General features: G+C 49.2%; 25 protein-coding genes. 11 read left to right on the forward strand and 14 right to left on the reverse strand.

What is annotated here, in order from left to right; translation table 11 throughout:
• The first annotated feature begins 160 nt into the window (after window positions 1-160).
• Both PMIT1303_RS10715 and PMIT1303_RS10720 read left to right on the forward strand, forming a co-directional pair.
• Complete coding sequence (locus tag PMIT1303_RS10715) at window positions 161-1,162, forward strand: DUF952 domain-containing protein (RefSeq protein WP_063398690.1); 1,002 nt, start codon at window positions 161-163, stop codon at window positions 1,160-1,162.
• The gene (locus PMIT1303_RS10720) at window positions 1,159-1,797 is read left to right on the forward strand and encodes a DUF938 domain-containing protein (RefSeq protein ID WP_063398691.1); all 639 of its coding nucleotides are present in this window, start codon (window positions 1,159-1,161) and stop codon (window positions 1,795-1,797) included. Before PMIT1303_RS10715 ends, PMIT1303_RS10720 begins: the two co-directional genes overlap by 4 nt.
• Window positions 1,798-1,875: 78 nt before the next feature.
• On the opposite strand, the gene PMIT1303_RS10725 is transcribed toward PMIT1303_RS10720, so the two are convergent.
• A complete protein-coding gene (locus tag PMIT1303_RS10725) occupies window positions 1,876-2,559 on the reverse strand; it encodes a hypothetical protein (RefSeq protein WP_063398966.1) in 684 nt (227 codons plus the stop codon).
• A gap of 119 nt (window positions 2,560-2,678) precedes the next feature.
• Between PMIT1303_RS10725 and murG the strand changes: the two genes are divergently transcribed.
• Window positions 2,679-3,878, forward strand: coding sequence for an undecaprenyldiphospho-muramoylpentapeptide beta-N-acetylglucosaminyltransferase (gene murG, locus PMIT1303_RS10730; RefSeq protein ID WP_255359780.1), 1,200 nt, complete (start codon window positions 2,679-2,681; stop codon window positions 3,876-3,878).
• Here murG and PMIT1303_RS10735 read toward each other — a convergent pair.
• A complete protein-coding gene (locus PMIT1303_RS10735) occupies window positions 3,875-4,993 on the reverse strand; it encodes a histidinol-phosphate transaminase (RefSeq protein WP_063398692.1) in 1,119 nt (372 codons plus the stop codon). The two genes, murG and PMIT1303_RS10735, sit on opposite strands and share 4 nt — an antisense overlap.
• A 150-nt stretch (window positions 4,994-5,143) precedes the next feature.
• Between PMIT1303_RS10735 and PMIT1303_RS10740 the strand changes: the two genes are divergently transcribed.
• From PMIT1303_RS10740 to PMIT1303_RS10760, 5 genes are all read left to right on the forward strand, one after another.
• Entirely contained in the window at window positions 5,144-5,644 is a 501-nt protein-coding gene (locus PMIT1303_RS10740; protein ID WP_063398693.1) for a prepilin-type N-terminal cleavage/methylation domain-containing protein, read from the forward strand.
• 129 nt (window positions 5,645-5,773) lie between these two features.
• Complete coding sequence (locus PMIT1303_RS10745; protein WP_156487007.1) at window positions 5,774-7,123, forward strand: Tfp pilus assembly protein FimT/FimU; 1,350 nt, start codon at window positions 5,774-5,776, stop codon at window positions 7,121-7,123.
• Between the two features lie 33 nt (window positions 7,124-7,156).
• Window positions 7,157-8,800, forward strand: coding sequence for a GspE/PulE family protein (locus tag PMIT1303_RS10750; RefSeq protein ID WP_063398695.1), 1,644 nt, complete (start codon window positions 7,157-7,159; stop codon window positions 8,798-8,800).
• A gap of 29 nt (window positions 8,801-8,829) precedes the next feature.
• Window positions 8,830-9,882: a type IV pilus twitching motility protein PilT gene (locus tag PMIT1303_RS10755; protein WP_063398696.1), complete on the forward strand. Its 1,053-nt coding sequence runs from the start codon at window positions 8,830-8,832 to the stop codon at window positions 9,880-9,882.
• Between the two features lie 74 nt (window positions 9,883-9,956).
• A complete protein-coding gene (locus PMIT1303_RS10760; RefSeq protein ID WP_063398967.1) occupies window positions 9,957-11,042 on the forward strand; it encodes a type II secretion system F family protein in 1,086 nt (361 codons plus the stop codon).
• A 134-nt stretch (window positions 11,043-11,176) separates the two neighbouring features.
• Here the strand turns inward: PMIT1303_RS10760 and pilM are convergent, their stop codons facing one another.
• From pilM to PMIT1303_RS10790, 6 genes are all read right to left on the reverse strand, one after another.
• A complete protein-coding gene (gene pilM / locus PMIT1303_RS10765) occupies window positions 11,177-13,336 on the reverse strand; it encodes a pilus assembly protein PilM (RefSeq protein ID WP_063398697.1) in 2,160 nt (719 codons plus the stop codon).
• Window positions 13,337-13,347: 11 nt separating this feature from the next.
• A complete protein-coding gene (locus tag PMIT1303_RS10770) occupies window positions 13,348-13,857 on the reverse strand; it encodes a hypothetical protein (protein ID WP_156487008.1) in 510 nt (169 codons plus the stop codon).
• 62 nt (window positions 13,858-13,919) lie between these two features.
• The gene (locus tag PMIT1303_RS10775; protein ID WP_063398699.1) at window positions 13,920-14,129 is read right to left on the reverse strand and encodes a hypothetical protein; all 210 of its coding nucleotides are present in this window, start codon (window positions 14,127-14,129) and stop codon (window positions 13,920-13,922) included.
• A 9-nt stretch (window positions 14,130-14,138) separates the two neighbouring features.
• Window positions 14,139-14,555, reverse strand: coding sequence for a hypothetical protein (locus tag PMIT1303_RS10780; protein ID WP_063398700.1), 417 nt, complete (start codon window positions 14,553-14,555; stop codon window positions 14,139-14,141).
• 88 nt (window positions 14,556-14,643) lie between these two features.
• Window positions 14,644-15,348 carry a hypothetical protein gene (locus tag PMIT1303_RS10785; RefSeq protein ID WP_063398701.1) on the reverse strand — a complete coding sequence of 235 codons (705 nt, stop codon included), beginning with the start codon at window positions 15,346-15,348 and terminating at the stop codon, window positions 14,644-14,646.
• Window positions 15,345-16,067, reverse strand: coding sequence for a PilN domain-containing protein (locus PMIT1303_RS10790; RefSeq protein WP_197459817.1), 723 nt, complete (start codon window positions 16,065-16,067; stop codon window positions 15,345-15,347). The genes PMIT1303_RS10785 and PMIT1303_RS10790 overlap by 4 nt, the downstream gene beginning before the upstream one ends.
• 177 nt (window positions 16,068-16,244) lie before the next feature.
• On the opposite strand from PMIT1303_RS10790, the gene PMIT1303_RS10795 reads away from it, so the two are divergent.
• Window positions 16,245-16,967, forward strand: a complete 723-nt coding sequence (locus tag PMIT1303_RS10795; protein ID WP_082824492.1) for a DsbA family protein — start codon at window positions 16,245-16,247, stop codon at window positions 16,965-16,967.
• A gap of 43 nt (window positions 16,968-17,010) precedes the next feature.
• Window positions 17,011-17,442, forward strand: coding sequence for a hypothetical protein (locus PMIT1303_RS10800; RefSeq protein ID WP_063398704.1), 432 nt, complete (start codon window positions 17,011-17,013; stop codon window positions 17,440-17,442).
• A gap of 56 nt (window positions 17,443-17,498) precedes the next feature.
• Here PMIT1303_RS10800 and PMIT1303_RS13590 read toward each other — a convergent pair whose 3' ends face one another.
• Window positions 17,499-17,657 (reverse strand): hypothetical protein, encoded by a 159-nt coding sequence (locus PMIT1303_RS13590; RefSeq protein WP_156487009.1) that lies wholly within the window; start codon window positions 17,655-17,657, stop codon window positions 17,499-17,501.
• Between PMIT1303_RS13590 and PMIT1303_RS10805 the strand changes: the two genes are divergently transcribed.
• A complete protein-coding gene (locus PMIT1303_RS10805; RefSeq protein ID WP_063398705.1) occupies window positions 17,646-18,455 on the forward strand; it encodes a pentapeptide repeat-containing protein in 810 nt (269 codons plus the stop codon). The genes PMIT1303_RS13590 and PMIT1303_RS10805 overlap by 12 nt on opposite strands.
• 48 nt (window positions 18,456-18,503) lie before the next feature.
• Here the strand turns inward: PMIT1303_RS10805 and PMIT1303_RS10810 are convergent, their stop codons facing one another.
• From PMIT1303_RS10810 to PMIT1303_RS10830, 5 genes are all read right to left on the reverse strand, one after another.
• Complete coding sequence (locus PMIT1303_RS10810; RefSeq protein ID WP_063398706.1) at window positions 18,504-20,813, reverse strand: type II secretion system protein GspD; 2,310 nt, start codon at window positions 20,811-20,813, stop codon at window positions 18,504-18,506.
• A gap of 76 nt (window positions 20,814-20,889) precedes the next feature.
• Window positions 20,890-21,645, reverse strand: a complete 756-nt coding sequence (locus PMIT1303_RS10815; protein WP_063398707.1) for a hypothetical protein — start codon at window positions 21,643-21,645, stop codon at window positions 20,890-20,892.
• On the reverse strand, window positions 21,642-22,376 hold the full coding sequence (locus PMIT1303_RS10820; protein ID WP_231901463.1) for a PilN domain-containing protein: 735 nt from the start codon (window positions 22,374-22,376) through the stop codon (window positions 21,642-21,644). Before PMIT1303_RS10820 ends, PMIT1303_RS10815 begins: the two co-directional genes overlap by 4 nt.
• Complete coding sequence (locus tag PMIT1303_RS10825; protein ID WP_082824507.1) at window positions 22,340-23,338, reverse strand: hypothetical protein; 999 nt, start codon at window positions 23,336-23,338, stop codon at window positions 22,340-22,342. Before PMIT1303_RS10825 ends, PMIT1303_RS10820 begins: the two co-directional genes overlap by 37 nt.
• A 38-nt stretch (window positions 23,339-23,376) precedes the next feature.
• On the reverse strand, window positions 23,377-24,555 hold the full coding sequence (locus PMIT1303_RS10830; protein WP_063398709.1) for a quinone-dependent dihydroorotate dehydrogenase: 1,179 nt from the start codon (window positions 24,553-24,555) through the stop codon (window positions 23,377-23,379).
• Window positions 24,556-24,561: the final 6 nt, after the last annotated feature.

Below are 24,561 nucleotides of genomic sequence, written 5' to 3' on the forward strand. Positions count from 1 at the left end.
AGTGATGGCATCGGTAATATTTGATTGAGCAGCTAGGCTACACAAATCAATTCAATGCAACGACTTAAGATACACAACGAGCACCTAAAAACTCACTTCCCACCATGGCGAAAAATGACAGACTGGATAATCAATCAAGTTATCCGCGGCCTTGAGCTTGATGTCGAATCCGTTGCTGTATAGCTTCCGTCGCTGCCCTTATGCAATGAGAGCCCGATGGGCTCTTTTGGTTTCTGGTCTTTTGGTGAACCTGCGAGAAGTGGCTCTAAACAATAAGCCGCCAGAGCTGCTGCAGGCTTCTCAAAAAGGAACCGTGCCAGTGCTTTTGACTGCAGATGGGACAGTGATTGATGAAAGCATGGATATCATGCACTGGGCGCTTCAGCAAGCTGATCCCTTCGATGGGCTACGCAGCGGAAAAACCCGAGAACAAAAAACAATTCAGCAGCTTGTCGAACAGAATGATGGCTCGTTTAAATATCATTTAGATCGTTTTAAATATGCCTGCAGGTTTAAAGGAGAAGATGCCGAAGAACATCACAACATGGCTAGAGATATTCTTGTGGAATGGAATGCACGACTGGCACAACAAGAATCAAGGGATCGCCATGGCTGGCTGGTCGGAAAATCTCAAAGCCTTGCAGACTGGGCGCTATGGCCTTTTGTGCGTCAATACCGTCTCGCTGATCCATCAAGCTTTGATTGCGATCAAGATCTTCAAGCCATCAAAAGATGGTTGCAAGCCTTTCTGCAACATCCACTGTTTACAAGGTTGATGACACCAGCCAAACCTTGGCTGCCAGAACATCATCCGCAGACGTTCCCTGCTGATTCAAGTTTAGTTCAAACAGATCAACCATTGTTTCATCTGGCTTTGCTTGAAGACTGGCAAGACGCATGCACTCAAGGGGTTTATCAATTCTCTACTCGTGGATTAAAACTCAAAGAGATTGGATTCATTCATTTGAGTTATCAGCATCAACTTGAGTCTACTTATCATCAATTTTACCGTGATCGAGGCCAAGTGCTTAGCTTGAAATTAAACCCAGAGCAACTGACAATGCCGCTTCGAGCCGAACCCTCATCAGCCGGGGAGCTTTTCCCTCATCTTTTTGGAGTCCTGCCTTTGAGCGCTGTAGAACTTGTGGAAACTTATCCATGAATGAACGCTTTGATGCCTATCAAGATCGTCTTCACTTTGCCGCAACAGAGAGGAACCGTGATGCAATTGCTGCTGTTCTGAGCAAGGCGCTGCCGAGCGATGGGAGAGTGTTGGAACTTGCAAGTGGCAGTGGCGAACATGCCGTTGCTTTTCAAAAATTGTTCCCAAAGCTCATTTGGCACTGCAGCGATATTGATCCAATGCATCTTCGCAGCATCAATGCTTGGATCCATTGTGAGCAGCTTGAACAGACCATGCCCCCACCCCTCAAGATCGATGTCAACGCGCGCCCCTGGCAACTGCCTGATGGATTAACTGATCAGCTTTGCGGGGTTATTTGCATCAATATGATTCATATTTCTCCTTGGAATTGTTGTGAATCTTTAGTCCAAGAAGCTGCTCAATTACTGGGCAACTCTGCACCACTAATTCTCTATGGGCCATACAAGCGCAATGGTCTTCACACGAGTGAAAGTAATGCCAGATTTGATGAGTATCTGCGCCAACAAGATCCAAGTTGGGGAGTGCGTGAGCTTGAAGATGTAGAACGTCTTGGGGTCAGTTCAGGCCTTTCGTTGAATGAGGTGATTGAAATGCCTGCCAACAACCTCTCCTTGATCTTTAGGCCTAGGTAATCATGACTTGATTACGCCAATCAAGACATCCCATCTCTACAGCTGACGGCAATGAAGAAGATTTACGCCAACCAAAACTCAAGGGATCAGTTCCTCTTCATTGCTTACCACCCGCACACGCTTGGTCACTGTGATCACACCATTAGGATGCACCAACATCGCTGCCCATGTTTGGCTGCCGGGCGTGAATGGGGCCTGCACTGATTTAAAGATGCCACCACCATGCATCGGTGCCAGCTGGATATCAGGCGTGCTTTGAAGACTGACCTGTGCAGGCGTAAGCGCAATCAAGCCACCTGCAACCATCGCATGGCCCAAGGGTTGATCAAAGATCACGTCAACGTCGTAACGACTACCTGTGAGCACAGCATCAGGAATCAACAGGCTGATCGGTAAAGGTTTGCTGGCGCTACGCAGGATCGACTGCTCGCTGATCACTTCTTCTCCAGTGATCAGTTTGCCTTCCGTGAGCAATGCCAAGCGTTGGCTTGCCTCAAGGGCATAGCTCAGGCTTTCCGCTTCACGACTAGCACTTACATCAACTGCAAATGTTGAGCGCCCGTCTTTTAATGGGCCGGCAGAACGAACAGACCAACGAGCATCAGGAAACCTGGCAGAGAAAATGCGTAAACGACTCTCCAGATCAGATGCATATTCGCCTGTGAGCAGACCACTGAGTGCGTCACCTCCAGGTGTATTTAGAGCCTGTTGTAATCGGGTACTGAGAGGCACAGCATCTGCAGCCCTGCCAATCAATGGCATCAACGCTGAACACAATGCCAGCAGACTGGAGGCCAAAGCGACTGGCTTGAGATGACGCACTGGAGGCTTGAGGGCACTGCCGATAAGTTAGGCCCCACCTTCATGCTCTGCCCACTGCCATGCCCCGGCTTCTGATTGCTGCAAGCGGCACGGGTGGCCATCTTTTCCCAGCACTGGCTGTTGTCGAAGCCTTGCCTGCCTCCTGGAGCGTGTGCTGGCTGGGAGTGCCAGATCGCCTCGAAACCCAACTGGTGCCAGAACGCTATGAGTTGACCACAGTGCGCGCCGGCGGTCTACAAGGTCGCGGTCTGCGCAAACTGGTGCAGTTGCTGCAATTACTCGCGGCCACTGGTCGAGTGCGAAAGCTACTGCGAAAGCAAGGCATCCAGACTGTTTTCACTACTGGGGGCTATATCGCCGCGCCGGCAATCCTGGCGGCACGCTGGTGCGGCATCCCTGTGGTGTTGCACGAATCCAATGCCATCCCCGGACGAGTGACGCGCTTATTGGGCCGCTTCTGCCAGGTCGTGGCTGTAGGCCTCCCTGTTGCGGCCGAGCGCATCCCAGGCCGCAAAGCTGTGGTCACAGGAACACCGGTGCGCTCGGCATTCCTTTCGCCACAGGCCTTGCCGCGCTGGGTTCCTTGTGGTGATGGCCCATTGTTATTGGTGATTGGTGGTAGCCAAGGTGCTGTTGGACTCAACCGCATGGTGCGAGGCGCATTGCCATCGCTGCTGGAGGCCGGTTGTCGCGTGGTGCATCTCACCGGCAACAACGATCCAGATGTAGGAGAACTCGATCACGCCAACCTGGTGGAAAAGCCTTTCAGCGATGAGATGCATGGCTTACTGCAACATGCCGATCTGGTGATTAGCCGTGCGGGCGCTGGCAGCATCAGTGAACTCGCTGTATGCGGCACACCAGCGATTTTGGTGCCCTTCCCTCAGGCAGCAGACCAGCATCAAGAGGCCAACGCAGCCTGCGCGGCTGCGCTTGGGGCTGCCGTGATCGTGCATCAACATGCAGCCGAACATCGGGCTCTTGGCGAGACGCTCTGGCGGTTGCTGGGCTCGCGCCTAAAAGGCTGCGACAGCAATATCAGCAATAGTGACAACAAAAACAGCGGCACAAATGACAGCAACAGCGCAAGTAACGACAACACCGCAATCAATATCGGCAGCGAAGCCAATAACAAGTTGATCAATGCCAACGCCATCAATTCCGACCCCTTGATTGCTATGCATGAAGGGATGAAAAAACTTGCTGTTGTTGATGCCGATCAACAAATGGCAGAGATGCTAGAAAAGCTTTGCCGTTAAGCCAAAGGCTCACGCTTGAGCTCGAGGCGCATGGCGTTAATGATGCGGCGATTATCGCGGCGGCTTTGATAACCGATCCGCAACCAGTTTTCACCCAAACCCTCAAAAGAGCGGCAATCACGCAAGAGAATGCGATGGTGCGCTTCTAGAGCTTCACGCAGAGGCAGCAGAGAGCTCTGAGCACGAATCAACAAGAAATTCGCAGCCGAAGGCATGGCAGTAATGCCAGGTAATTCAGCAAGTTTGCGCTGCAACCAGACTCCTTCACTGGCTGTCCAACGTTGCACTTTCTCGCACCAACGCTTATAGCGGCGCGGATGCCGCAGCAAGCGTTCGCCTACAGCAACAGCAATGCCATTGACAGGCCAAGGGTCTCGCCAGCCAGCCCAGCGCTGCAAGCGTTCAGGCTGAGCTACGGCATAACCAAGCCGCAGGCCGGCGATGCCATAGAGCTTGGTGAGGCTGCGGATCACCACCAAATTGGCGTGAGTGTCTACAAGAGGTATCAACGACTGGGCTTCACCATCGGGCACTAGAGGCAAAAAGGCCTCATCAGAGATCACCAGTCGATAACGCTCCAGCAGAGGCTCTAAAGAGGCCCGACTCCAGAGTTGCCCTGTGGGGTTGTGAGGATTGGTGATCCAGGCCACGTCATCAGCCTCAGTTGTTGCCGGCTCGGGTTCTGGGGAAACAGCAGCTGGTGCTGCTGAAAATCCTGGAAAAGTCTGCGGGAACTGGCCAGACCAATCAAGCGCTAACGATGAGAGCTGGGGAACAGCCTGCCAACAACGCAGAGCTCTGGCGTAATCAGCAAAACCAGGCGCATGCAGTTGATTGAGGCCTAAGGCAGCAGCATCGCGAGCTGCCCAGGTGAATAACTCGGCTGCTCCATTGCCGGGCAGCACAAGCGCTGGATCGAGATGCTTATGCAGGTGAGCAAGCGCAGCACGCAGGTTGCGATAACTGGGATCTGGATAAGGCCTTAGATCACTGGCCGAGAAGTTGGTTTTGCATGCAAACGGAGCCAGTGATGCACTGGCATCAAGGAAATGGTCCGCTCCATGCTGTTGCCGGCGTGCAGCTCCATGGATATCACCGCCATGGCTAAAAGACATGGCGGGTATGACTCAAAGGCCTAAACAAAGCAAGCCACAAAGAAGAATTTCCTAAGGGATAGGCAATACGTTATGCATAGTCTGCTTGATTGAATTGTTGACAGCCGGGCTAGGCACCACGATGATTAGCCTAAATCTCAATTGATTCGCATGACTGCCTTGCAGAGCTACCTAGCTTCTCCCAAAATCAAAAAAGTCCTCAACCGTCGCCCAGGCGAGGAAGGCTTCTCCCTCATTGAGCTGGTTGTTGTTGTTGCAGTGTTAGCGATTCTTGCTGCAGTTGCAATCCCTAATTTCACATCTCTAAGTGACGATGCAAGGCTAAATAGCGCCAAACAAACATTGGTCAATCAATATAAAGAATGTGAATACAATGCAGCCAGATCAGGAACAGCATCGCATGTGGAGGTATCAGGGGATGCGGATGCTGTTATTAATGGAGTCACATTTAGCGGGATGGCGTCAACAGCAGTTACCGATGACGCGGCTGACAACTGCTTAACTGCCACTCTTGCAGCCGCAAAAGTTATATCGGGCGGGAAAACATGTAATATTGCTATAAATCTAGCCACTGGGGCTAAATCAGACTCTGTAGATGATGCAGTCCCAGCAGGATCAACATGGCCCGACACCATGGATGATTGCGATTAATAATTAATCTCAGCATGCAATAACATGTTGGCTATTAATAGCCAACATGTTATTGCATTAATGAATTTGATGCAGCGACAAGAAAGCAAAATCTTACAGTTTTATTATCCTACGTCGCCCAATTAAGCCTTGAAGAGCAGGAATCAAAAAAAATATTCTGGTTCACAGCAAGTTCTTGTGCTGCTTAGGCGTCATTTATTTCGGCAGTTATCACGCAGGCAGCAAACAGGCTTTAGTATTTTCGAACTTGTCATAGTTGTTGCTGTTCTAAGCATCCTTTCGGCGATTGCTGTCACCAGCATCGACAATGCAACTAAGTTTGCCCAGCTCGATGAAGCCAAAGCTCTTTTAAATGCTGCTGCAGCTGAATGCCTGCAACGGGTACGTACCAATCCTGATGATTACCAAACATGGCAACCTGATGCGCTTAAATCCAGAGAAATGAAGGGAATCATTCAATTGCCAGGCAATTACCAATATAAAGACTCTATGAATACCTGCGCGGAGGTTTCTATTCATGATCCTTCTGATGAAAGTTCATTATTGATGGATCTTAAATTCAGCGTGATTGGCGGCAAGATTATTAAAGAAGCAGTGAACAAAAATAACGAAACTGAAAGTGCTTGCATCAGCTGGGGCAATTGCGGTGGCAGTGAATCCGCCACATACCTGAAAGAATGCAACGCATCCAAGGACAGCTGCAATGGAAGCCTCAGTACAGTAATCAGCTCGGGATCTAATGGAGACAAGGGGTATAAATGGGTTGGTCAGTGCACATGGCCCAAGGCCAATCCGCTGCCAAGTTGTACTGATGATTGCTGGCGTTTTGAAGGGTCTTGTTTTAGCGAAGAATCGGATTATATTGCCGCCGATGCAGCTAACAAAACACAGCAATGCAATGACTATGAGGCATCCTTAAGAGACTCAGACTTTGATGGCCAAGATTTGAATGGGACCACCAATGAATGTGAAGAGAATTATTGGTGGTGTGCTGGTGAAAAGATGAACAGCAAAACGAAATACGATGAATGTACATGCATTAATCAGAAATCAACTTGGCTCGCCGCAGGAGGCGATGGGGCATTGCCAGCTTCATCTAGTAGCTGTGCAGCAGCATATAAATGCAGCGGCAGAGAAGTAGATTACGCCGAATACACTGATACTTGTGGGAATGCATGCAACAATGAAAAGACTTCTTGGCTGGCTAAAGGTGGCAATGGGAAAATGCCAACACCAAATAGTTGCACTTCAGACAAATATAAATGCGATGGCTCTGAAGTAACTGAGACCAAATACAATGAAACTTGTGGGGCGGCACCGAAATGCTGCGAAAATCAAGGGGGTCCATGGTGGTGCGGCATGAAAAGCGACAAAACTGGAAATTTTTTACACAAAGACGACGATAGATGTTTCTTCAATGACGATGGATCAAAGTGCAGTGATGGTGCGGGCAATGTAGTTACTGAAATGTGCTCCTGAACCAAGCATGCCAATATCTGTGGAGGCAAAGCAATGAACCAAACCCAGGAAATACGCAAATTAATTGATAAGCACTTCTCACTCGCTTGGTGTCGCGAAAATATTGTCATTCCTCTAGGGGTAGAAACCGCTGCTTTTCCTAACAAGCAAAGGCTAACTGTTGCTGTCGGTAATTTCAGTTATCTCGCCACTATTGGTGAGTTCATTAAGAAACGGGCTGCAGATGCAAATCTTGAATGTGTATTCATTGAAAAACCTGCTGATCAAATTCAAGCCTTACTCGATGAAGCCGCTACAGAACGACTCATTAGTGGCGAAGGGCTTGAAAACTATGACTATTCCGATGATGCCATCCTTGAAGCCTTAAAAGCAGCAGAAGATGATCAAAATCCTGTTGGCTTTGACTTCGATTTTGATGACAGCGCAGAAGCCGAGCTTATCGATGAAGCTTTAGATTTATCCGCTGAGATGCTAGGCAGCAAAATTCAACAAGCTGCTGCCAACATCTTGATCCATTCAACGCGCACTAACGTTTCTGATATTCATATCGAACCTAGGCTTGAGGAATACAAGATTCGAGTTAGGCGAGATGGCGTAATGCAAGATTTTGTGCGTATGCCCCGCTCAGCAGGCATCAAGCTGACTGCATGCCTAAAAAATATGGCCGAGATGGATATAGCCGAACGCCGTGCTTCTCAAGATGGCAAGATCTTCAGACGTTTTGAAGGCCAAAGACTAGAATTTCGCTGCTCAACAGCACCAGGAAAACATGGAGAAAAGATGGTGCTTAGAATCCTCAACAGTGATGAAGGTATGCTTAGTCTCGATGTACTCATTACAAACGAGGAAATCAAAAAGAACTTCCGGTGCATCATCGAAGAAGCCAATGGAATTGTGATTGTTTCCGGGCCAACAGGCTCTGGTAAATCGACAACTCTCGCCTCAGCTCTTCGTGAAAAAGACACTGGCGAATTGAATATTGTGACTGCTGAAGATCCAATTGAATATGACCTTGGCGGCAACATTCAACAGTTTCCTGTGATGCGAGCCAAGGGTCAGACATTTGCCAACCTATTGCGCACGTTCCTACGCCAAGACCCTGATGTGATTTTAATTGGCGAGACTAGAGACCCAGAAACTGCTGAATCCTCCATGGATGCTGCAGAAACAGGCCATTTAGTGTTTACAACCCTTCATGCCAATAGCGCCTCCACTTCACTGACCCGCCTACTCGACATGGAAGTACCGAGCTACAAACTCACAGCATCACTTCGTGGCGTGTTAGCACAACGCTTACTTCGTAAGGTTTGCCCAGAATGCAGCAGCAAGCGGCCGATTGATGATCTTGAAAGCCGCTTTACAGGTTTACGGCGTGGTACTGAAGTGAGAGTTGCCACAGCTCTCAAAGCAGAAGAAAAGGAACAACGCAAGCAGGAAGGCACACTCTGCACGCGCTGCAGTGGCACTGGCTATAAAGGACGCATCGGCACCTATGAGCTGATGAGGATCAACAGGAGAATCAGTGATGCAATCAAACAGAAGAAATCAACGCGTGAAATAGAGGATATTGCAGTTGAGGATGGAATGTTGACTCTCAAAGCTTACGCTGTAGATCTCATCAAAAAACAATTAACAACCGTTTCCGAATTGCAAAAAATTTGCAATACTGAGTACTAAAAGCTCAAACACATCTGATTTGCACACCAATGTCTATCGCACGCCAGATTATCGGATTTGCCATCAAAGCTGGCTCCTCCGATATCCACCTAGAAGAAGGCTCACCGATTGCGATCCGCGTGCATTCAGATATCAAGATTCTAGAAAATGAGCTTAAGCCTGCCGCTATGGATAAATTACTGCTAGAAATTTTAGGTCAGGAGAAAGTAGAGGAGTTCAATAAAACTGGAGATCTTGATACATCGATTGGGCTTGAAGGATTATCAAGAATCAGGATTAATGCCTATGTCGCCAGCGAAAAACGCTGTTTAACGTTGCGAATCCTGCCGGAAAACCTGCCAAAATGGCAAGATTTAGGCCTTCCCCAACCTTTTGTAGACCTCAGTGAGAAACATCGTGGCCTGGTGCTTTGTACAGGCCCAACTGGCTCGGGTAAGTCAACAACCTTGGCAGCATTTGTGAACTGTATTCTTGAAACACAAAAACGACATATCCTCACGATTGAAGATCCGATTGAATTTGAATTTCACCATTCCGCCAACTCCATCATTCATCAACGGGAGGTGAAGCGAGATACAACATCATTCGCCACAGCGCTGCGCGCCGCATTACGCGAAGATCCAGATGTAATTTACATCGGCGAGATGCGCGATCTGGAAACGATTCAACTCGCGATTACAGCAGCAGAAACGGGGCATCTTGTTTTAGGAACACTGCATACCTCATCAGCCGCCAAGACAGTGGAACGCATTGTTGATGTCTTCCCTGGGGATCAACAAGAACAAGCCCGTTTACAAGTTTCTACTTCACTGCTCGGAATCATGTCTCAGACGCTTTGCAAAAACACTGCCGGCAAACGTTCCTTGGCTTATGAATTACTGATTAATACACCTGCTATTGGTAATCTGATTCGTGAACGTAAGGTTAGCCAGATCTACTCACAAATCCAAACAGGTAGTAAAGATGGCATGAATACACTGGAGCAATGCCTTTCTGATCTAGTCATCAAAGGCAAGATCAGCAAAGAAGAAGCGATTGGCAAAGCATCGATTCCCAAGGCAATCCTTACTGAAGCGAGTTAGCCATGGCTGAATACGGCGAAGCCAGCCTGCCTCAGCAATCAGCGCAAAACATCAGTGGCGCAAATCAGCCCTCCATGGCTGCAGCAACAATTCCGCAAATATCTCCGAAAAGGCTCAAAATACCTCAGAAAGATTTGCTGGTTTTTTTCAGGCAACTTGCAGTTGTCTTGCAAAGTGGTGTGTCTTTGGCGCAGGGCTTACTGCTGATAGGAGAAAACATGACCAATAAAAAATTTCGCGCCTGTATTTATGCGATTGCTGCCCGGCTCAATGCCGGCGAAGACTTATCCTTTTGCCTCAAGCAATATCCGAAAGTGTTTGCGCCGATCACTGTTGGTTTGATTGAAGCTGGCGAAGTTGGCGGCATTCTTGATCAAGTATTAGAACGGATTGCCTTGCTCTTAGAAGAGCAAGCCAAGCTGAAAGGCCAAATCATTGGTGCCTTAATCTATCCAGCCATTGTTCTATTGCTCGCTGTAACTGTGAGCCTGGGGCTGTTAATTGGTATTGTGCCTAAATTTGAAATGATGTTTAGTAATATGGGGTCTGAGCTGCCTGCGCTCACGAAATTCATGCTCAATTTGTCGCGGTTTGTGACGACGCCTGGATTCGCCATCGGGGCGCCAGTGACAATTTTTGTATGCATATTTCTGTTTCGAGGTTTCTATGCCAGTAAAGAAGGGCGAATCGCTGTTGATACTGGCATTTTTGCTATTCCTCTGTTCGGTGATCTTATTCTGCGATCAGAGATGGCCGCTCTTTGTGACACCCTCTCCACTCTAGTGACCTCAGGTATTCCATTAGTCGACAGCTTGCAGCGATGCATGACCGCCAGTTCCAATCAGTTGATTAAAAATACAATTCAGCTTGGCATACAACTGGTTCGTGAAGGCCAAGAACTCAACTATGCATTCAATCAATCCAAAATCATGCCTAGGCTTGTGGTCTCGATGATCAAGATTGGAGAAGAGACTGGCGAACTCAGTTTCATGCTCGAAAAGCTCTCTGATTTTTATAAGCGCGAAGTGGAGTCTACAGTTTCTGCACTCACCAAAGCCATGGAACCTGCGATTATTTTTGTTGTTGCTGGCATCGTCGGCACGATCGTGATCGCCCTCTACCTACCGATGTTTTCGATGATCAAAGCAATGAAAGGATGATAGAGAAGCAAAAAAGCATCTCATCAATGATGTTTTTGCTAAGCTCTAGTCTCAGAGTGCTCTGCATAAAATGCTCAAAATAAACCCTAAAATCCCACTTGCTTGATTAAAAGAATTGCTGAATTGTCCAAGAGTTAATGATCATCGCCTGAAAATTTCAACTCGCCAAGTGGGAACTCGTCTTGTTCGCCGATAGCCTCTTTTGATGTATTGGCTTCAGTGGCTTTTTCTGCATGCTGGTCTTGATCTTGCTCAACTTTACTTTCTCCTAATCCAGCAATCACGAGCTTCTCTTCCTCTAGAGGACCCTCATCTCTAGCCGGCTGCTCAGTTACCAATGCGTCTCGATGAATACTAGGCCATTTCTCTTCTTCTTTTTCCTGCCTATCAATTAGCACTTCTTTTTCTTCTGGCTCATCGGCCTCTTCAAGAACAAGCTTTTCTTCGCTTTGTTCTTTTACGAAGTCTGCAGCCACACCAGCATCGACAACTTCTTGGGTTTTTACAGCCTGCTCCTGCTCAGTTGTTTTTTCGCCTAACTCAGCAATCACGAGCTTCTCTTCTTCTTCAGCATCCTCCTCATGAGCAGGCTTCTCAGCCACTAAAGCGTCTTGATGGATACTCGGCCATTCTTCCTCTTGCTGTTGCTGATCAACTGCTGGTTCGTCTTCTTCTTCTTGCACATCGGCCTCTTCAAGAACAAGCTTGCCCTCCTCTTGTTCTTCTACTAACTCAGCAACGACACCAGCATCGACAACTTCTTGGGCTTTGACAGCCTGCTTTTGCTCTGTTGCTTTTTCGCCTAACTCAGCAATCACGAGCTTCTCTTCTTCTACAGCATCCTTATCTTTTGCCGGATGCTCAGCCAGCAAAGCATCTCCGTGAACACTCGGCCATTTCTCTTCTTCTGGCTGCTTAGCAATCACTTCTTCTGCTTCTTGATTTTCGAGTAACTCCCCCGTGAGGGCTACTTTTACCATACCTTCTGCTTCAACATCAACGATTGTCTGATAGGAACCAGCTCGCGCATTTTCTTTTTCATCTTCAATTGACGGAATCTCTGTTGCCGTTATTAAAGTCTTTTTCAAAATTGATTCTTCTTCTACAGGCTCCTGTTGCTCATAAGTAGTAAATGACAAATACTCTGTATCATTATTTGGTAGGATGGTAAGACCACAACCCAACAGTCTACCAAGACTTTGGTGTAACAATGGCTGTGAAAATGCAACGTTTCCCACACCTTCAGCACCCAGAGGGCGAATCACCTCTACAGGAAGCCCTAACGCTGAGCTGAGCAATTCATCAATCTTAGGATGGCCACTATTAACACCGGTAAGATAAATAGATTTACAAATAGATTCTGGGGCTTTTTCAGAGAATTCCTTCATGAATCGACGAAGTTCGCTGATCAATACTCTCAAATCCATTTCAGAAATAGGCAAGTAACTTTCATCGGCTAATGTGATCGCCTCGGCTGAGCCATGCTCAGCCAGTGATGCGTCGACTGCAGTCTGATTATTAGCAACCTCAGGCTCTGGGAACTCACGAATAGCAGCCAATCTCAACAGAGAAACTGGGCCCGAGGCTGCAATAACAGTGAGATGAGTACATTCCGGCAGCAATTCCAACATCAAGTAAATTTCATTTTGCTTCAGCAAGTCAAGACCACCTGCTATTAAACGTAGCTGAGCGATGGAGCCAATTTCAACCGCCTGTAACTCCAGTTCAGCAGCCTCAAGAGTATCCAATAACTGGTCAATTAATTTTTGCGGAACACTCGTCAATAGATACGGTTTTGTATTCGCTTCATGCCTGCTAAGCAAAGCTAAATCAATCGGCAGGATATCGAAATCTGTTTGCTGCAAAGGGATAGGAATCTGCAGCCCCGAAGTCGGATCTTTCACATAATCCCATGCTTGTAGCTGAGAAAGCTCTGCTGGAACATCAATCCATGTCGTGAATACAGCCTCAGGAGGCAGCACGACCACCGTTCGATGAGCATAAATGTTTTCTTCTTTACAGATTGACTGGATCAAAGCAGCCATCTTGTCTGGTTCGCTCGGAACGCCTCTTTCGATTGCCTTGGCCGGCAATGATACTCGTTTCAGATGTTTGAATTCAACATCAAGCCCCGTATATTTCGCTTCAGCAAAAGTGAACGATGTGGTACCAAATTCAAGCAAGAGCAAGCGCTTGGAAACTGATCTTCGAAATGATGAAAGACGGTCGGCCAGTCCACTCATATTGATCGTAAGACCAAAAAATGATTGCCCAACTGGAGGAGTGGCTGTCATGGCAAGTGCAATTACGTTGTAGGAACACAAAAGGGTTTTGGTCGGCAAAATATCCTTCTAACAATTGGCAACATCGCCACTGTTTTGTACTGATCCAACGGCTTGGCTACCAAAACATAAACCCTTTGATTATTAGCACCTGTTTCACCAGAGTCAAACAGGCAAAACTCATAGCGGGAGGCAAGCTGAAATTCCGACTCATTTGATGCAAGATTATCAAGCGAAAAAATTCCCGCCAAGGCTGGGGCAACCTTCTGAAGAGGATTGCTAGAGCAATTCGTTATACCAAGAGGGAATAATGCCGTGTCAGCTCCTGGCTGCTCCAAAACGCTTACCAAACGATCCATCGCTGTTGACAGCCTTTCGGCAAGAAGGATCGGCACTGGTGCCTCTTCTTTCTCGCTGCGAGCCAAACTGCTATCTGGAATAAAGTAAAGATTGAGCTGCTCTGAAACAGCCAAAAATACGGCTCCAAATATCACGAAAACAGCCAGGGCAAAAACCACTTGCAGAAGAGACATGCCCTGCTGTTCGTAGCCATATTTTTTGGCATCATCATTGCTCTTGTGATAGTATAATAGTCTCATAGACTTGTATTGGCGAGAAAATTCTTGAATTTTGTTTTCTGAGAATCATTCAATTCAGCAGAATCTAAAACTTCTAGCTCATAAGTAGACATCCCAGCATCAAGAGAGTCCTTACGCGCAAAGGACGCCTCTGTGAATTCAACCGCCAAGGTCAAGGCGGATGTAGCAATCGTAGCGATAATCAAACCCAATACAGCATCAATCATAATTTATACCTATACCTCAAAATCACACTTGCTATCTTTATTTACTGGGTGATTGGAAGGAAGCGCACATGACCATAACCCCTTATTTGAATCGAAAATGATGCGATGGCCAGAAGAGGTATATGAACAGCCACTTGCAAAATTAGCAACACTACCTGAAAAAGCATATGCGAGCTTATCAAGATCCAGAGCTTCCTTGACATCATCAGCGCTAGCAGCATTGCAAACATCCAAGCCAGGATTCCCCGCAATCGTCTGCGTAATAACTTGATCCTTCAGCTGAAGGCCATTGTAATAGAGGCTTGAACTCGCTATAGAAGCAGGCTGCCAAGTATTTTGAAATTGCACATAACTCGTTGCCATCTCAAATATCGCCATAATTCCTGTTAACATCGCGATGCCCAAACCAGCATAGAGATAGGCCATACAGCCTTAAATCGGCAATCGATTGTCAATCTAGACCAAAGATCATCAGTTGACACTAAAAAGACTCGAAGACGAATGCAGAATTCCGTTATAAATTTTGCACCTGGCTGCTACGTCCATAGGCCGAAAGTTTGAGCTTCAGCCTTGTCTGGGTAACAGGCTCGCTATCGGTAGAATTTTCGCTACTCCTTTGCTTCGCTGCTTCTAGCCTCAGCTCAAGATCACTTGCAATCACAATCACCTGCAGCTGCTCCATCTGTTGTAAAAAAGCGATAATCCTTCTGAACGGACCCTGCACCGTTAAGAGCGCCGAGCGCTTTTCCAGTTTTTGAACCAGTAGTGGATCTTCTTGAGGTAGAGCTGGTGCCGTGGCATCATCACCAGCTGGCGGCGATACAGGCTTGGGTGCCGGGCGCTCAATTGCCTGTGGTTCTATCTTCACGATGGAAACACCTTGCTCCACTGCGAATTGATTGAGCTGAGCTAAAAACGTCTGCAACTGAGTTGTTCCTGCCACCAGATTCAGCAAACGCTCTTGCTGCGCCATGCTTTTGGCCTTCTTTTTAGACAATGCGGCCAACTGTTGTCTCAAGATCGGCAATTCAGATTTCTTCCTCTCCATTGCCTGGAGCACGTCCCGCTTCTGTTGAACTTGCACCAACAATGGAATAAGGCCAAACAACAAGAGCACAACGCCAACCATTGCACCGGCAATAATTGGTATAAGCAATACTGCCCGCTCAGGTGTGATTAAACGTGGTTTTGATCTCTCGACGATCTGGAAATTTGTCATCGCAGCAGACCTTCATTGCGCAACAGCTCAAGGCGGTCAGCCAAGCCTCTAGAACCCAAAGCTTGCAGCCGGGCTGGCGTCTGCTTTTGAGCAGAATCCGGAAGAAAAACAGCATTCATGTCAAATCTCAGCTCTTTAACAGGGATCGACATCGAAGACCCAGGTTTAACTGACACCTGCTTGCTGGCCATTTCCACAGCCTTGATCAAACTGATGCCTTGCGGTTGAAAAAATGACGAACCAGCTAACGTCAACTGAAAGGCATTGACGACATAAAGCCCTCTGGGCTGATTCGCGACTCCAGATAACTCAAGTCTGTTAGGTAACGCTTTAATCTTTGTGAGCTGAACGGTTTGTGGGGTCAGCCTACTGATTTCAGTAAGTAGTGCAGAACCAGAATTGAAACCAGCAATACCTTCAGCGATGCTCTTGTTGCCATCCTGGAGAGATTTCAACTCCTGATTAGCCTGAATCAGCAACGATTCATTGTTCTCATACTCTGAGACGGCAGAGGCAAGTCGCTGCTGGCGCTCTTCTAGATTGCTGCCATAAAACCATGCTCCCAAACAAGCCAGCAGGACAGCAAACACCAAGCCACCACCAACCAAGCCACCGCGCCATAACAGAGAACGTTCAGCAACAAACTTGGGAGCGGCCAGGCCAAGTTGCTCCCGTCGCCGACGCAGCAGATCCAGTTTGAGCCAGGAGCCTTTTGCCAAAATCAACTGCCTTGTAATCCTATTAAAACCTCTTGGAGCCTTGATCGCCAATGCTGCTTATAAGTGGTACAAATAGGATGCAAACTGATATTCATAGATACCACGCCTTATCTTTTGATTTTCGCAATCAATGCATCATCCCTAGCACTAAACACTGTCAAGTAATCCCATCAAGCCATGATGCGAATCAGACCACCAAGTATGCAATCACTCGTTAAGGCTGGCTTGGTGATCTGCAGCGTTGGTGTAGGGATTGGTGGAACACTCGCCTACCAAAGCTGGCAAAAGACTACATCTACCAAAACTGAGGTGATCCCAAGAGAACCGCTCCATTTAAAAACAGCCTTACTCATTCAAGGAGATCCCAGCCTAGGCAGCCCAAAGGCACCGATCACCATCGTGGAATTCAGTGATTTTGAATGCCCCTATTGCCAGCGCTTCCACGACGATATCTTGCCAAAAATCCAAAGCGAATACATCAACAAAGGCCTCGTTCGCTTCGTGCACAAAGATCTACCCCTGCCCTATCACAACAACGCTCAACAAGCAGCCCATGTCGCCCGTTGCGCGATGGAACAAGACGATTATTGGCTTGCCTATAAGGCCTTATTCAAACGTCAGAACTGCCTGGATTGCCAAGGCGCACTAAGCATTGCCACGAGCGCTGGCCTCAATGAAACAAAGCTCAAGAGATGCCTGAAATCAAAAGAAGTCGCTTCGATTGTGAATTCCAACCGTTCAGAAGCTCAGATCAATGGTATCCGCGCAACACCAACGTTTGTGATTGGTCCTTCCCAGGGAGGCAAGCATCATGGCGATATCATCGAAGGCGCACTGCCATGGCCTCAGTTTCAGAAACTGATTGAGAAGGCACTTGCTAACACCAGGAGCAATAGATAATTTTTGGCCGAGTAAGACTCAAAAGCTAGACCCTCAAATCTTGATGCAAACATCCAACCAGCAAGGCTCAATCCATCAGGCTGAAGGGCAATTAGCGATGCAATCTGCAATCCTTAATGATCGCAACTGGTTTGACCAACACCCCAGGGAAATTGTCAGATTCAGGCCTGCCCTAAATCAAGAGTTCCAACAATTCGAGGAGCTTGAAGACCTGCCGCCCACATTTATTCCTTCAGGTTTTAGTCAAACGTTGCCCAAAAGCTGGGTTGCAGTGGTGGAGATTATGCGCATGACAGATGCTGCGCATGGCTCACTTCACGGAAGTCTTCGCCTCAGGATCTGCACAGTGCCCATACGCTCAAAGGCAAATCAAGCCAACGCAGCTAGAGAATTGATCAAAGCCATCAGCAATGAGCTTTTGGATTTGGGTTATAATGACTTAAGCGATCAACGAGTACCCTATAAAGCCGCGTAAACCTATGAGATGATTAATCTTGCAACAATCGAACCACAGTATTCATTAAGTAGTATTCAATAATAAGCATCAGTGAGAAAGGAATTCGCCCAAGCAACATTGATGCCAATAAAGCCATCGATCACTGCGACCACTCTTGAGTCGACACGATCAATCAGAACTGGTACAACCCGATAGAAGACCAACGATTTTCGTCCCGGACGATGCGCCGTCACCTAATTGCCTTCATGGTGACCTTGGCCAGTAGCGCTGGCGCGCTTGTTATCGCCCAACGCAGCGAAGCAGGTAGCAACTTCGAGGATCTTGTTCAGCTGCAGGAAACCAGAGCCTGCATGGAGTGCAGGCTTCAAGACGCCGATCTTATGCATGCTGATCTGCGCGATGTCAACCTCAAAAAAGCGCAGCTGCAGCGTGCAGATCTCGGGCGCGCTCAGCTTGATGGAGCCAACCTCAGTGGGGCTGACCTGAGCTTTGCCACTCTTCGCCACGCCTCATTACGCGGGGCCGATCTTAGAGGTGCCACGCTCACAGGTACTGATCTGATCGGAGCCGATCTCAGTGGCGCACAGCTGGACGCAAACGGATTGTCTAGTAGTCACTGGAAGGATGCCAAGGGAGTACAAGCAGTGGCTAGCGACTATGCCTCGCTGCATAACGCAGGAGTTGAAGAAGCCCTCAATGGCCGCTATCCGGAAGCAGAGGACTACTTCAATAAAGCCCTAATTCGTCGACCGGATGCAGCAATCACATGGGTTGCCCGCGGCATCACTCGAGCCGAACAAGCGAAACGAGAATTGGCCTCAAGAGATTTTGCCTTCGCCGCTGAGCTCTACGACCAACAAGAACAACCTGATATTGCCAAGCAACTACGAGATGGTGCAGAACAAGTGAAACAAGATCCAGCCCAACGAGGAGGCAATGGAGTTGGCAGCTCGATACTTAACAGCGCAACTGGTTTGTTTCAACAGTTGCTACCTATTGCAGCAAAGTTTTTATCACCCCTCGCCTTCTAAGCGAATCAATAAGAAGTCTATTGAAAAATCTGTTTTGTAGTGAGTTATCTACTTTGAATAAACCAAACTACGTGTTGCTTTAGTAGAAGGTTGATAACCATAGCCGTAAGTCCCCCCCCGCTCGTCATTAATAATGCGAGGCGTGACCATAATCACAAGCTCATTCTTCTTTTTGGTTCCAGACTTAGACCTGAAAAACTGACCAATCACAGGAATATCCCCCAAAATGGGCCATTTTGTTACCACTTGTTGATCGGATTCACTAATCACTCCGGTAAGAATCAATGTTTGACCATCGCGAACCCGAACGGCACCAGTTTCCAGAATCCGCTCATTCACAGTTGTAATGTTCCCGCATTGACCCTGCTGAACTGGTTCGCCAACCTCAGCCGACAGATTGGGTTCTAGTGTAAAAGTTACGAAGCCATTGTCATCAATCTTGCTGACCATCGCACCAAGAGATAAGCCGGCAGTCTCAAATTCTGGCTCACAATATATATTCCCATTATCATCTGATGTTACGCTAAATGCTGTCACGACTTTGTCTCCAAGGCGGACAAAGGCTTCATTCGCTTTCGAGCGGCCAATCTCTCCCGGTATGTTTTCAGAGCTTTCCGAGAGTATCAATGTTGGCGACGCCATGATCTTTGTATTCGACGATATAATTTGGGCTCTCAGGAAGTCATAAAAAGCTTGATCCTGGTAATTAGAGGCTGGATTTGGTCTCCTTGTGGCCGCAGCGGGAGTTGTTGAAGACTCGGCCGTAGTAACGTCATAAAGAATTGGCCCTCTGCCGCCATTTGTAGCGACTGAACCGTCCGGGTTGTATTGCATCCCCTCTGCCTTTACAGTCTCTCCTTCATCATCAGTCTCAATTATTCCTGTAGAAAAACCTTTCTCATCCACAAAATACATTAAACCATAGTCAATAGCCTGAGTCGTAGTAGTACTAACTCCACTCTCAGTCTCTACTGGTGCAGAAGTAAAAGTGTCTGCATTGGCCGGCATATTGGTCCCGAATGCCGCTAACAATTTGCCATTGTCGTTGACAATTAAATTATCACCAAACCGCATTGAAAAGCTATTATCCATCCCGCTAACATTGTCTAAATTGACATCTAGAATTTTCACCGATAATGCAACCTGTCTAGAGCGCAAATCAATTTGCTTCAAATAGCTCTCCGCCACAGCAACCAACTTCGAATCACCCACTAATGTGATGGTTTGTAGGCGTGAGTCGGTCGTTCCAGTCAGACCTCTCAGGGGGCCTAAAGAAGCTCCGTAAGTCTCAATACTTGTAATATTGGCATTTCCTGTATCGGGATCAGCTTGACCAAAGTCCGAGCCGCTAGATGCAACACTGAGAACATTTACCTTGCTAATCGATGCTCCCAAGCTGGCTAAGTAATCAGCTGCAGAGGCCGCATTTGCTTGATTCAATCTATAGACCTTTGAAACCTGGGGGCCAAATGTTTTGGCTGCAACAGCATTGCCGATCAGCAAGGTTTTGCCTTCAAGCTTGCCTTGCAAGCCAGAAGCCAACAGCACACCATTGAGAGCACGTGCATAGCTTGCATTCTCAAATGACATTGAGACTGGACGACTACTTAAGCCAGTGTTGCTCGCACCTGACGCCCCAACAGAATTCCCCGTACCAGAGGAATCCGCCTCATCGACATAGATATATCCATATCCCCCCAATCTGGCCAGAGACATCAAGGCATCTTTGGCAGGAGCATTGTTCAACGTCAGAGTTACTGGTGGACCACTCACCTGCACAAAACTGCGGTTACTCAGAACCATGGTGCCCACGGCCATATCCCCCAGTGGAGGTGCTACAGCACGTTGCTGTAAAGGCGGTGCATAAACATCCTGAGGCACTCTTCCTGGTGTTCGTAGATCAAATCGTCCAGTTTGCTCAGTTTGAGTTGCCAATCCAGGAAAACTAAGGATCAAATTTTGGCCATCAGCACTCACTACTGGTTCCGACAACGGTCTTCCTGCCACCGCGACCACACTCAGCTGATAGCTTTCACCAGAACCAGATAGGCTCAGATACTGCAGCCCCAGATCAGGCCTAGAAAGCTGCTGGTGTGGACCTGTTCGCAATCCAGGTTTGCCATTGGTGCGCAAACGGCCTTCCCAACTCTGCCCCTTATGGCGCTGTTCCAAAACAGGTTCTTGACCCACCCCTTCAATAACAACCTCAATACTGTTCTGAGATCGACGAAGCTTCAGCTCCATGCCCCCCTGAATCTGCGCCTTCAACGGATGAGGCAGCATCAGGTTCTCAGCGATAGGCGTGAGACACAACCCAAAAGCTGTAATCAGAGGGACCAGTCGCTGGGAACGTGACATATGGCGACCAAGGGTCGATCTGGTACACAATCTTCACGGATGGTATCGATTGATGTCGTTGCTAGCCAGTGGCGCTTCAGGCTTCAGGAGGGAATCCTTCCTCAGCATCAAGAATCCTCCGCTTCCCTTGCTTGGCAGGAACGGATGTTTTGTCATAGAAGGTCAGTTTCAGCTTGAGCTGCGTGATTGCTGGTCCTGTTACGACGTCATCTTCTGGCCCCTGCGTAGGGTCGAGTGCTGTTAGCTCAAGATTATTGGGTTGGACCACGAGCTGCAAAGCTTCTATTCCTCTAAGAAAGCCCTGCAGGGCGATAAAAGGCCCACGGGCCTGAAGCAGCACGGCTGTTTTCTCGTAACCACGTCCTGCCAGTGTGTTTTCAGGGCTGATCTCCTCGCTATTTCGCTTCGACTTCCTTCCAGGGGGTTTTTGGCTAGTAGCCGCCGATGCTGACGGGGCGACTAACACAGGTTCATAGAGCTCCAGCACCACCCCTGCCGCCATGGCTTCGCGGCTCAACTGAGCCAAAAATGTCTGAATTTTGTCCTTACCTGCCACCAGAGTCAGCAACACATCCTGCTGCTGCTGAACCTTGGCCAGCTCTTCAGTGGCTGTTTTCAACTGGCCAGGCAGCAACGGTAATGAGGCCTCTTGGTTAAGCAGCTGTTGCAGACGTTGCTGCTGGTCTTCCAAGCGAACCAAGCTAGGCATTACAACCGTGAAGACCAATGAGCAAGCCACCATGCCCCCTACCACGAGCGGCACCCCCACCAAGACACGCTCACGTGTGATTTTGCGCCGCCAACTCGGCCGTTCTTGGCTGAGATTGGTCATGGCGCTACCCCCTGCTCCTCAAGCAGCCGATAGCGCTCCACCAAACCGCTTGCACCCAACTCACGCAACTGCTGCAGAGAAGGCCTGGCTTTGGGATCCAAAGTCACATCGACGCTGAATTGCGCGAATTCCCCATCCTCTCCAGCCCCCTCCCTCACCACTTTCAAAACCTTCACCCCATCAGGTTTCACCATCGGCAGGGCGGCAAGTTGCAGAACCAATGCATTGATGCGTTCAAAGGAACCCGGAGAACCATCGCCCAAGGATTGACCGACGATTTTGATCTGCTGAGTCTTGACCGCAACTTTCTTGAGCTGTATGCCTTGAGGTGTCAACCGGCGCAATTGTTCCAACAGTGCAGAGCTCGCTCGAACCGCGACCAACTGTTCAGCGATCTGGGTGTTTTCCTTACGGATGACTGCTGTCCGGGCCTGCAGCTGCTGCAGTTGCGTTTGACCCAGCCGCAATCGTTGCTCTAGTGGCTGCAAGCGATCAAGCTCAACCTGTTGTTGACTTTCTTGCCAGGCCAACCAAGCGGCCACTGCCACTACAGCAAGCACCAGCAGCGCCCCGAGCCCTATGCCCTTGGCAAGCAAGGAACGCAACTGAGGCACAAGAGCAGGCTGAGCGGGAAGCCCCAACTCCTGGCGACGTTCCTGCAACAGATTCCATTCAGTCCTGGTCAATGCACCCATCAGCACTGCTCCCAGGCGCCCGCCAGCGCCAAGCAAGCCAAAGCTGCGCAGTCACCCTGCCAGAAATCAGGCTCTGGCCCTTCAAGGGCGGGTTGCTCTTCACCAACCAACCAAAGCTTTTGCTTGCTTAGGCACTCTCCTTGACCTTGAGATTCCAACGCTAAACACAGTTGCTGTTGATCAACAGCAGCGGCTGTAACCCACCATGCCAACGGCGGCGGCGCCCCTTCGTTGCGCAAACGCCAAGACTGCAAAACCTCATTAAGCTCCTGCAAAAGATCTTGCGACGGATCGCCACCATCAAACGAAGCTGAAAGAGCATGGTCGAGCTCAGGCAATCCGCTGCGTAATAGCACCAAACGCCAGTGCCCATGATGCTTTAACAACCAAGCCAGATCGCCTTCAAAGTCTTGGCTGGCCGCACGTACCGCTCGCCAGGCAGCTGTCAGCATCCACTCAAGGCTGAGTAGCGGCAGATCCGCCGCCTCCACGACATCAATCCAGGCATGCACCATCAACCGCTCTGTCACAACCGCTAAAGACAGCGGTGTTGGCGGCGACACAGATCCAGCAAGCTGCACGGATGACACAGCGAAATAAGACTCCGATAAGGACAATGGCCAATTCAGCTCTGGGTTTGGCTCTCGCAGGGCCTTGACCTGATCCCCCTCTGGTTCTCCATCGGGCCAGCAGAGCAAGCGCCATTGACAGGCCTGCATCGGCAACAACATCTCCAGCTGGCCTCCGAGAAGACCGATATCCAGAAGTAGGTCCCCTAACAACTCACCCAAAGCTTGAGGCTGGGTCGGCATGCCTTCACGACACAGACCTTGAGGCAGGGGTACATGTCGAAGAGTCAACCTCTCCCCCTGTTTCCAGAGCATCACGAGAGCAGACTCATCAACAACAAGCAGCACCCGTTGCCTCAAAAGCCACCGCTCCGCGATGGCTTGCAACTGCTCCAGCTGCGGAAAACGTTCGCGTAGACCAGCCAACACCAAGGAAAGGCAACCACGCTCTTAACGAAGGGTATCGGCTACTGCCAGGGCACGCCGCTCCCGACAGCCTCAGACACATGCCGGAAGCCATGGCGGTCAAGCTGGCCGATCAGTCCATCCAAAATATGCGGCACCAAATCTGGACCCTTAAAGATCCAACCGGTGTAAAGCTGAACAAGTGAAGCCCCGGCACTGATTCGCTCCCATGCAGCCTCTGGCGAGTCGATCCCTCCTACGCCGATCAAGGGCAACGCCGGACCTGCAGTTGCCCGCAGCCGACGCAGCACCTCCAAGGCCCGTTGACGCAGAGGCGCTCCACTGAGCCCACCAGCCTCCTCCGCCAGGCTGCGACCCGTTTTGGGAAGGACCCGCCCGTCGAGGCCGAACCTGTCGAGGCTGGTATTGACAGCAATGACACCTGCTAAACCCTCCTCATAAGCCAAGCGAGCCAGGCCATCAATGGCATCATCCTCGAGATCCGGAGCGATCTTCACCAGTAGTGGCGGGCATCCTTGCAATCGTCGCAATCGCTCCACCAGACGCCTTAACTGGCTGGCATCCTGGAGATCACGCAAGCCGGGTGTATTAGGAGAGCTGACATTGATCACGGCGTAATCCGCCAATGGTGCCAGCAACTCAAGCGACAAGGCGTAGTCGTCTGGGGCCTGCTCCAATGGCGTGATCCTGGATTTGCCCAAGTTGAGACCCAGCACAGCTGGACGCTGGCCAGGTGAAGGCAAAGCCTGTTTCTCCAAAGTGCGGCGCATCACCTCAGCACCGTTGTTGTTGAAACCCATCCGGTTCAAAGCAGCCTGCTCAGCAGCAAGGCGAAAGAGTCGGGGCCGAGGGTTACCTGTCTGCCCATGCCAAGTCACAGTGCCGAGTTCGGCGAATCCAAATCCAAAGCGATCCCAGATACTGGCCGCCACTCCGTTTTTGTCAAAGCCAGCCGCCAGTCCAACAGGATTACGAAACCGGCAGCCGAACAACACTTGCTCAAGCCGCAGATCATGGCGTTGCAAATCCAAGGCTATAGCTGCCAGAACAGCTGATACGCCTGGCCAATCTCTACGTAGGGACGTCTGGCTAAGGACACTCAATGCTGCTTGACTCAACTGCTCCGGATCTAAGCCCTGATCTTTCGCGAGTATTGGGCCCAGCCAACGGCGATACAACCCACCGGTGGAGTACACCTTTGCAGGTGATGGCTCAGCCATCCTGGG

This window comes from Prochlorococcus sp. MIT 1303 (assembly GCF_001631965.1).
GTDB lineage: Bacteria > Cyanobacteriota > Cyanobacteriia > PCC-6307 > Cyanobiaceae > Prochlorococcus > Prochlorococcus marinus_D.

Coding starts and splice junctions, on each gene's coding strand:
- PMIT1303_RS10715 (WP_063398690.1), top strand. CDS start 161: ATGTCGAATCCGTTGCTGTATAGCTTCCGTCGCTGCCCTTATGCAATG.
- PMIT1303_RS10720 (WP_063398691.1), top strand. CDS start 1,159: ATGAATGAACGCTTTGATGCCTATCAAGATCGTCTTCACTTTGCCGCA.
- PMIT1303_RS10725 (WP_063398966.1), bottom strand. CDS start 2,559: ATGCCATTGATTGGCAGGGCTGCAGATGCTGTGCCTCTCAGTACCCGA.
- murG (WP_255359780.1), top strand. CDS start 2,679: ATGCCCCGGCTTCTGATTGCTGCAAGCGGCACGGGTGGCCATCTTTTC.
- PMIT1303_RS10735 (WP_063398692.1), bottom strand. CDS start 4,993: ATGTCTTTTAGCCATGGCGGTGATATCCATGGAGCTGCACGCCGGCAA.
- PMIT1303_RS10740 (WP_063398693.1), top strand. CDS start 5,144: ATGACTGCCTTGCAGAGCTACCTAGCTTCTCCCAAAATCAAAAAAGTC.
- PMIT1303_RS10750 (WP_063398695.1), top strand. CDS start 7,157: ATGAACCAAACCCAGGAAATACGCAAATTAATTGATAAGCACTTCTCA.
- PMIT1303_RS10755 (WP_063398696.1), top strand. CDS start 8,830: ATGTCTATCGCACGCCAGATTATCGGATTTGCCATCAAAGCTGGCTCC.
- PMIT1303_RS10760 (WP_063398967.1), top strand. CDS start 9,957: ATGGCTGCAGCAACAATTCCGCAAATATCTCCGAAAAGGCTCAAAATA.
- pilM (WP_063398697.1), bottom strand. CDS start 13,336: ATGACAGCCACTCCTCCAGTTGGGCAATCATTTTTTGGTCTTACGATC.
- PMIT1303_RS10770 (WP_156487008.1), bottom strand. CDS start 13,857: ATGTCTCTTCTGCAAGTGGTTTTTGCCCTGGCTGTTTTCGTGATATTT.
- PMIT1303_RS10775 (WP_063398699.1), bottom strand. CDS start 14,129: ATGATTGATGCTGTATTGGGTTTGATTATCGCTACGATTGCTACATCC.
- PMIT1303_RS10780 (WP_063398700.1), bottom strand. CDS start 14,555: ATGGCCTATCTCTATGCTGGTTTGGGCATCGCGATGTTAACAGGAATT.
- PMIT1303_RS10785 (WP_063398701.1), bottom strand. CDS start 15,348: ATGACAAATTTCCAGATCGTCGAGAGATCAAAACCACGTTTAATCACA.
- PMIT1303_RS10795 (WP_082824492.1), top strand. CDS start 16,245: ATGATGCGAATCAGACCACCAAGTATGCAATCACTCGTTAAGGCTGGC.
- PMIT1303_RS10800 (WP_063398704.1), top strand. CDS start 17,011: ATGCAAACATCCAACCAGCAAGGCTCAATCCATCAGGCTGAAGGGCAA.
- PMIT1303_RS10805 (WP_063398705.1), top strand. CDS start 17,646: ATGCGCCGTCACCTAATTGCCTTCATGGTGACCTTGGCCAGTAGCGCT.
- PMIT1303_RS10810 (WP_063398706.1), bottom strand. CDS start 20,813: ATGTCACGTTCCCAGCGACTGGTCCCTCTGATTACAGCTTTTGGGTTG.
- PMIT1303_RS10815 (WP_063398707.1), bottom strand. CDS start 21,645: ATGACCAATCTCAGCCAAGAACGGCCGAGTTGGCGGCGCAAAATCACA.
- PMIT1303_RS10830 (WP_063398709.1), bottom strand. CDS start 24,555: ATGGCTGAGCCATCACCTGCAAAGGTGTACTCCACCGGTGGGTTGTAT.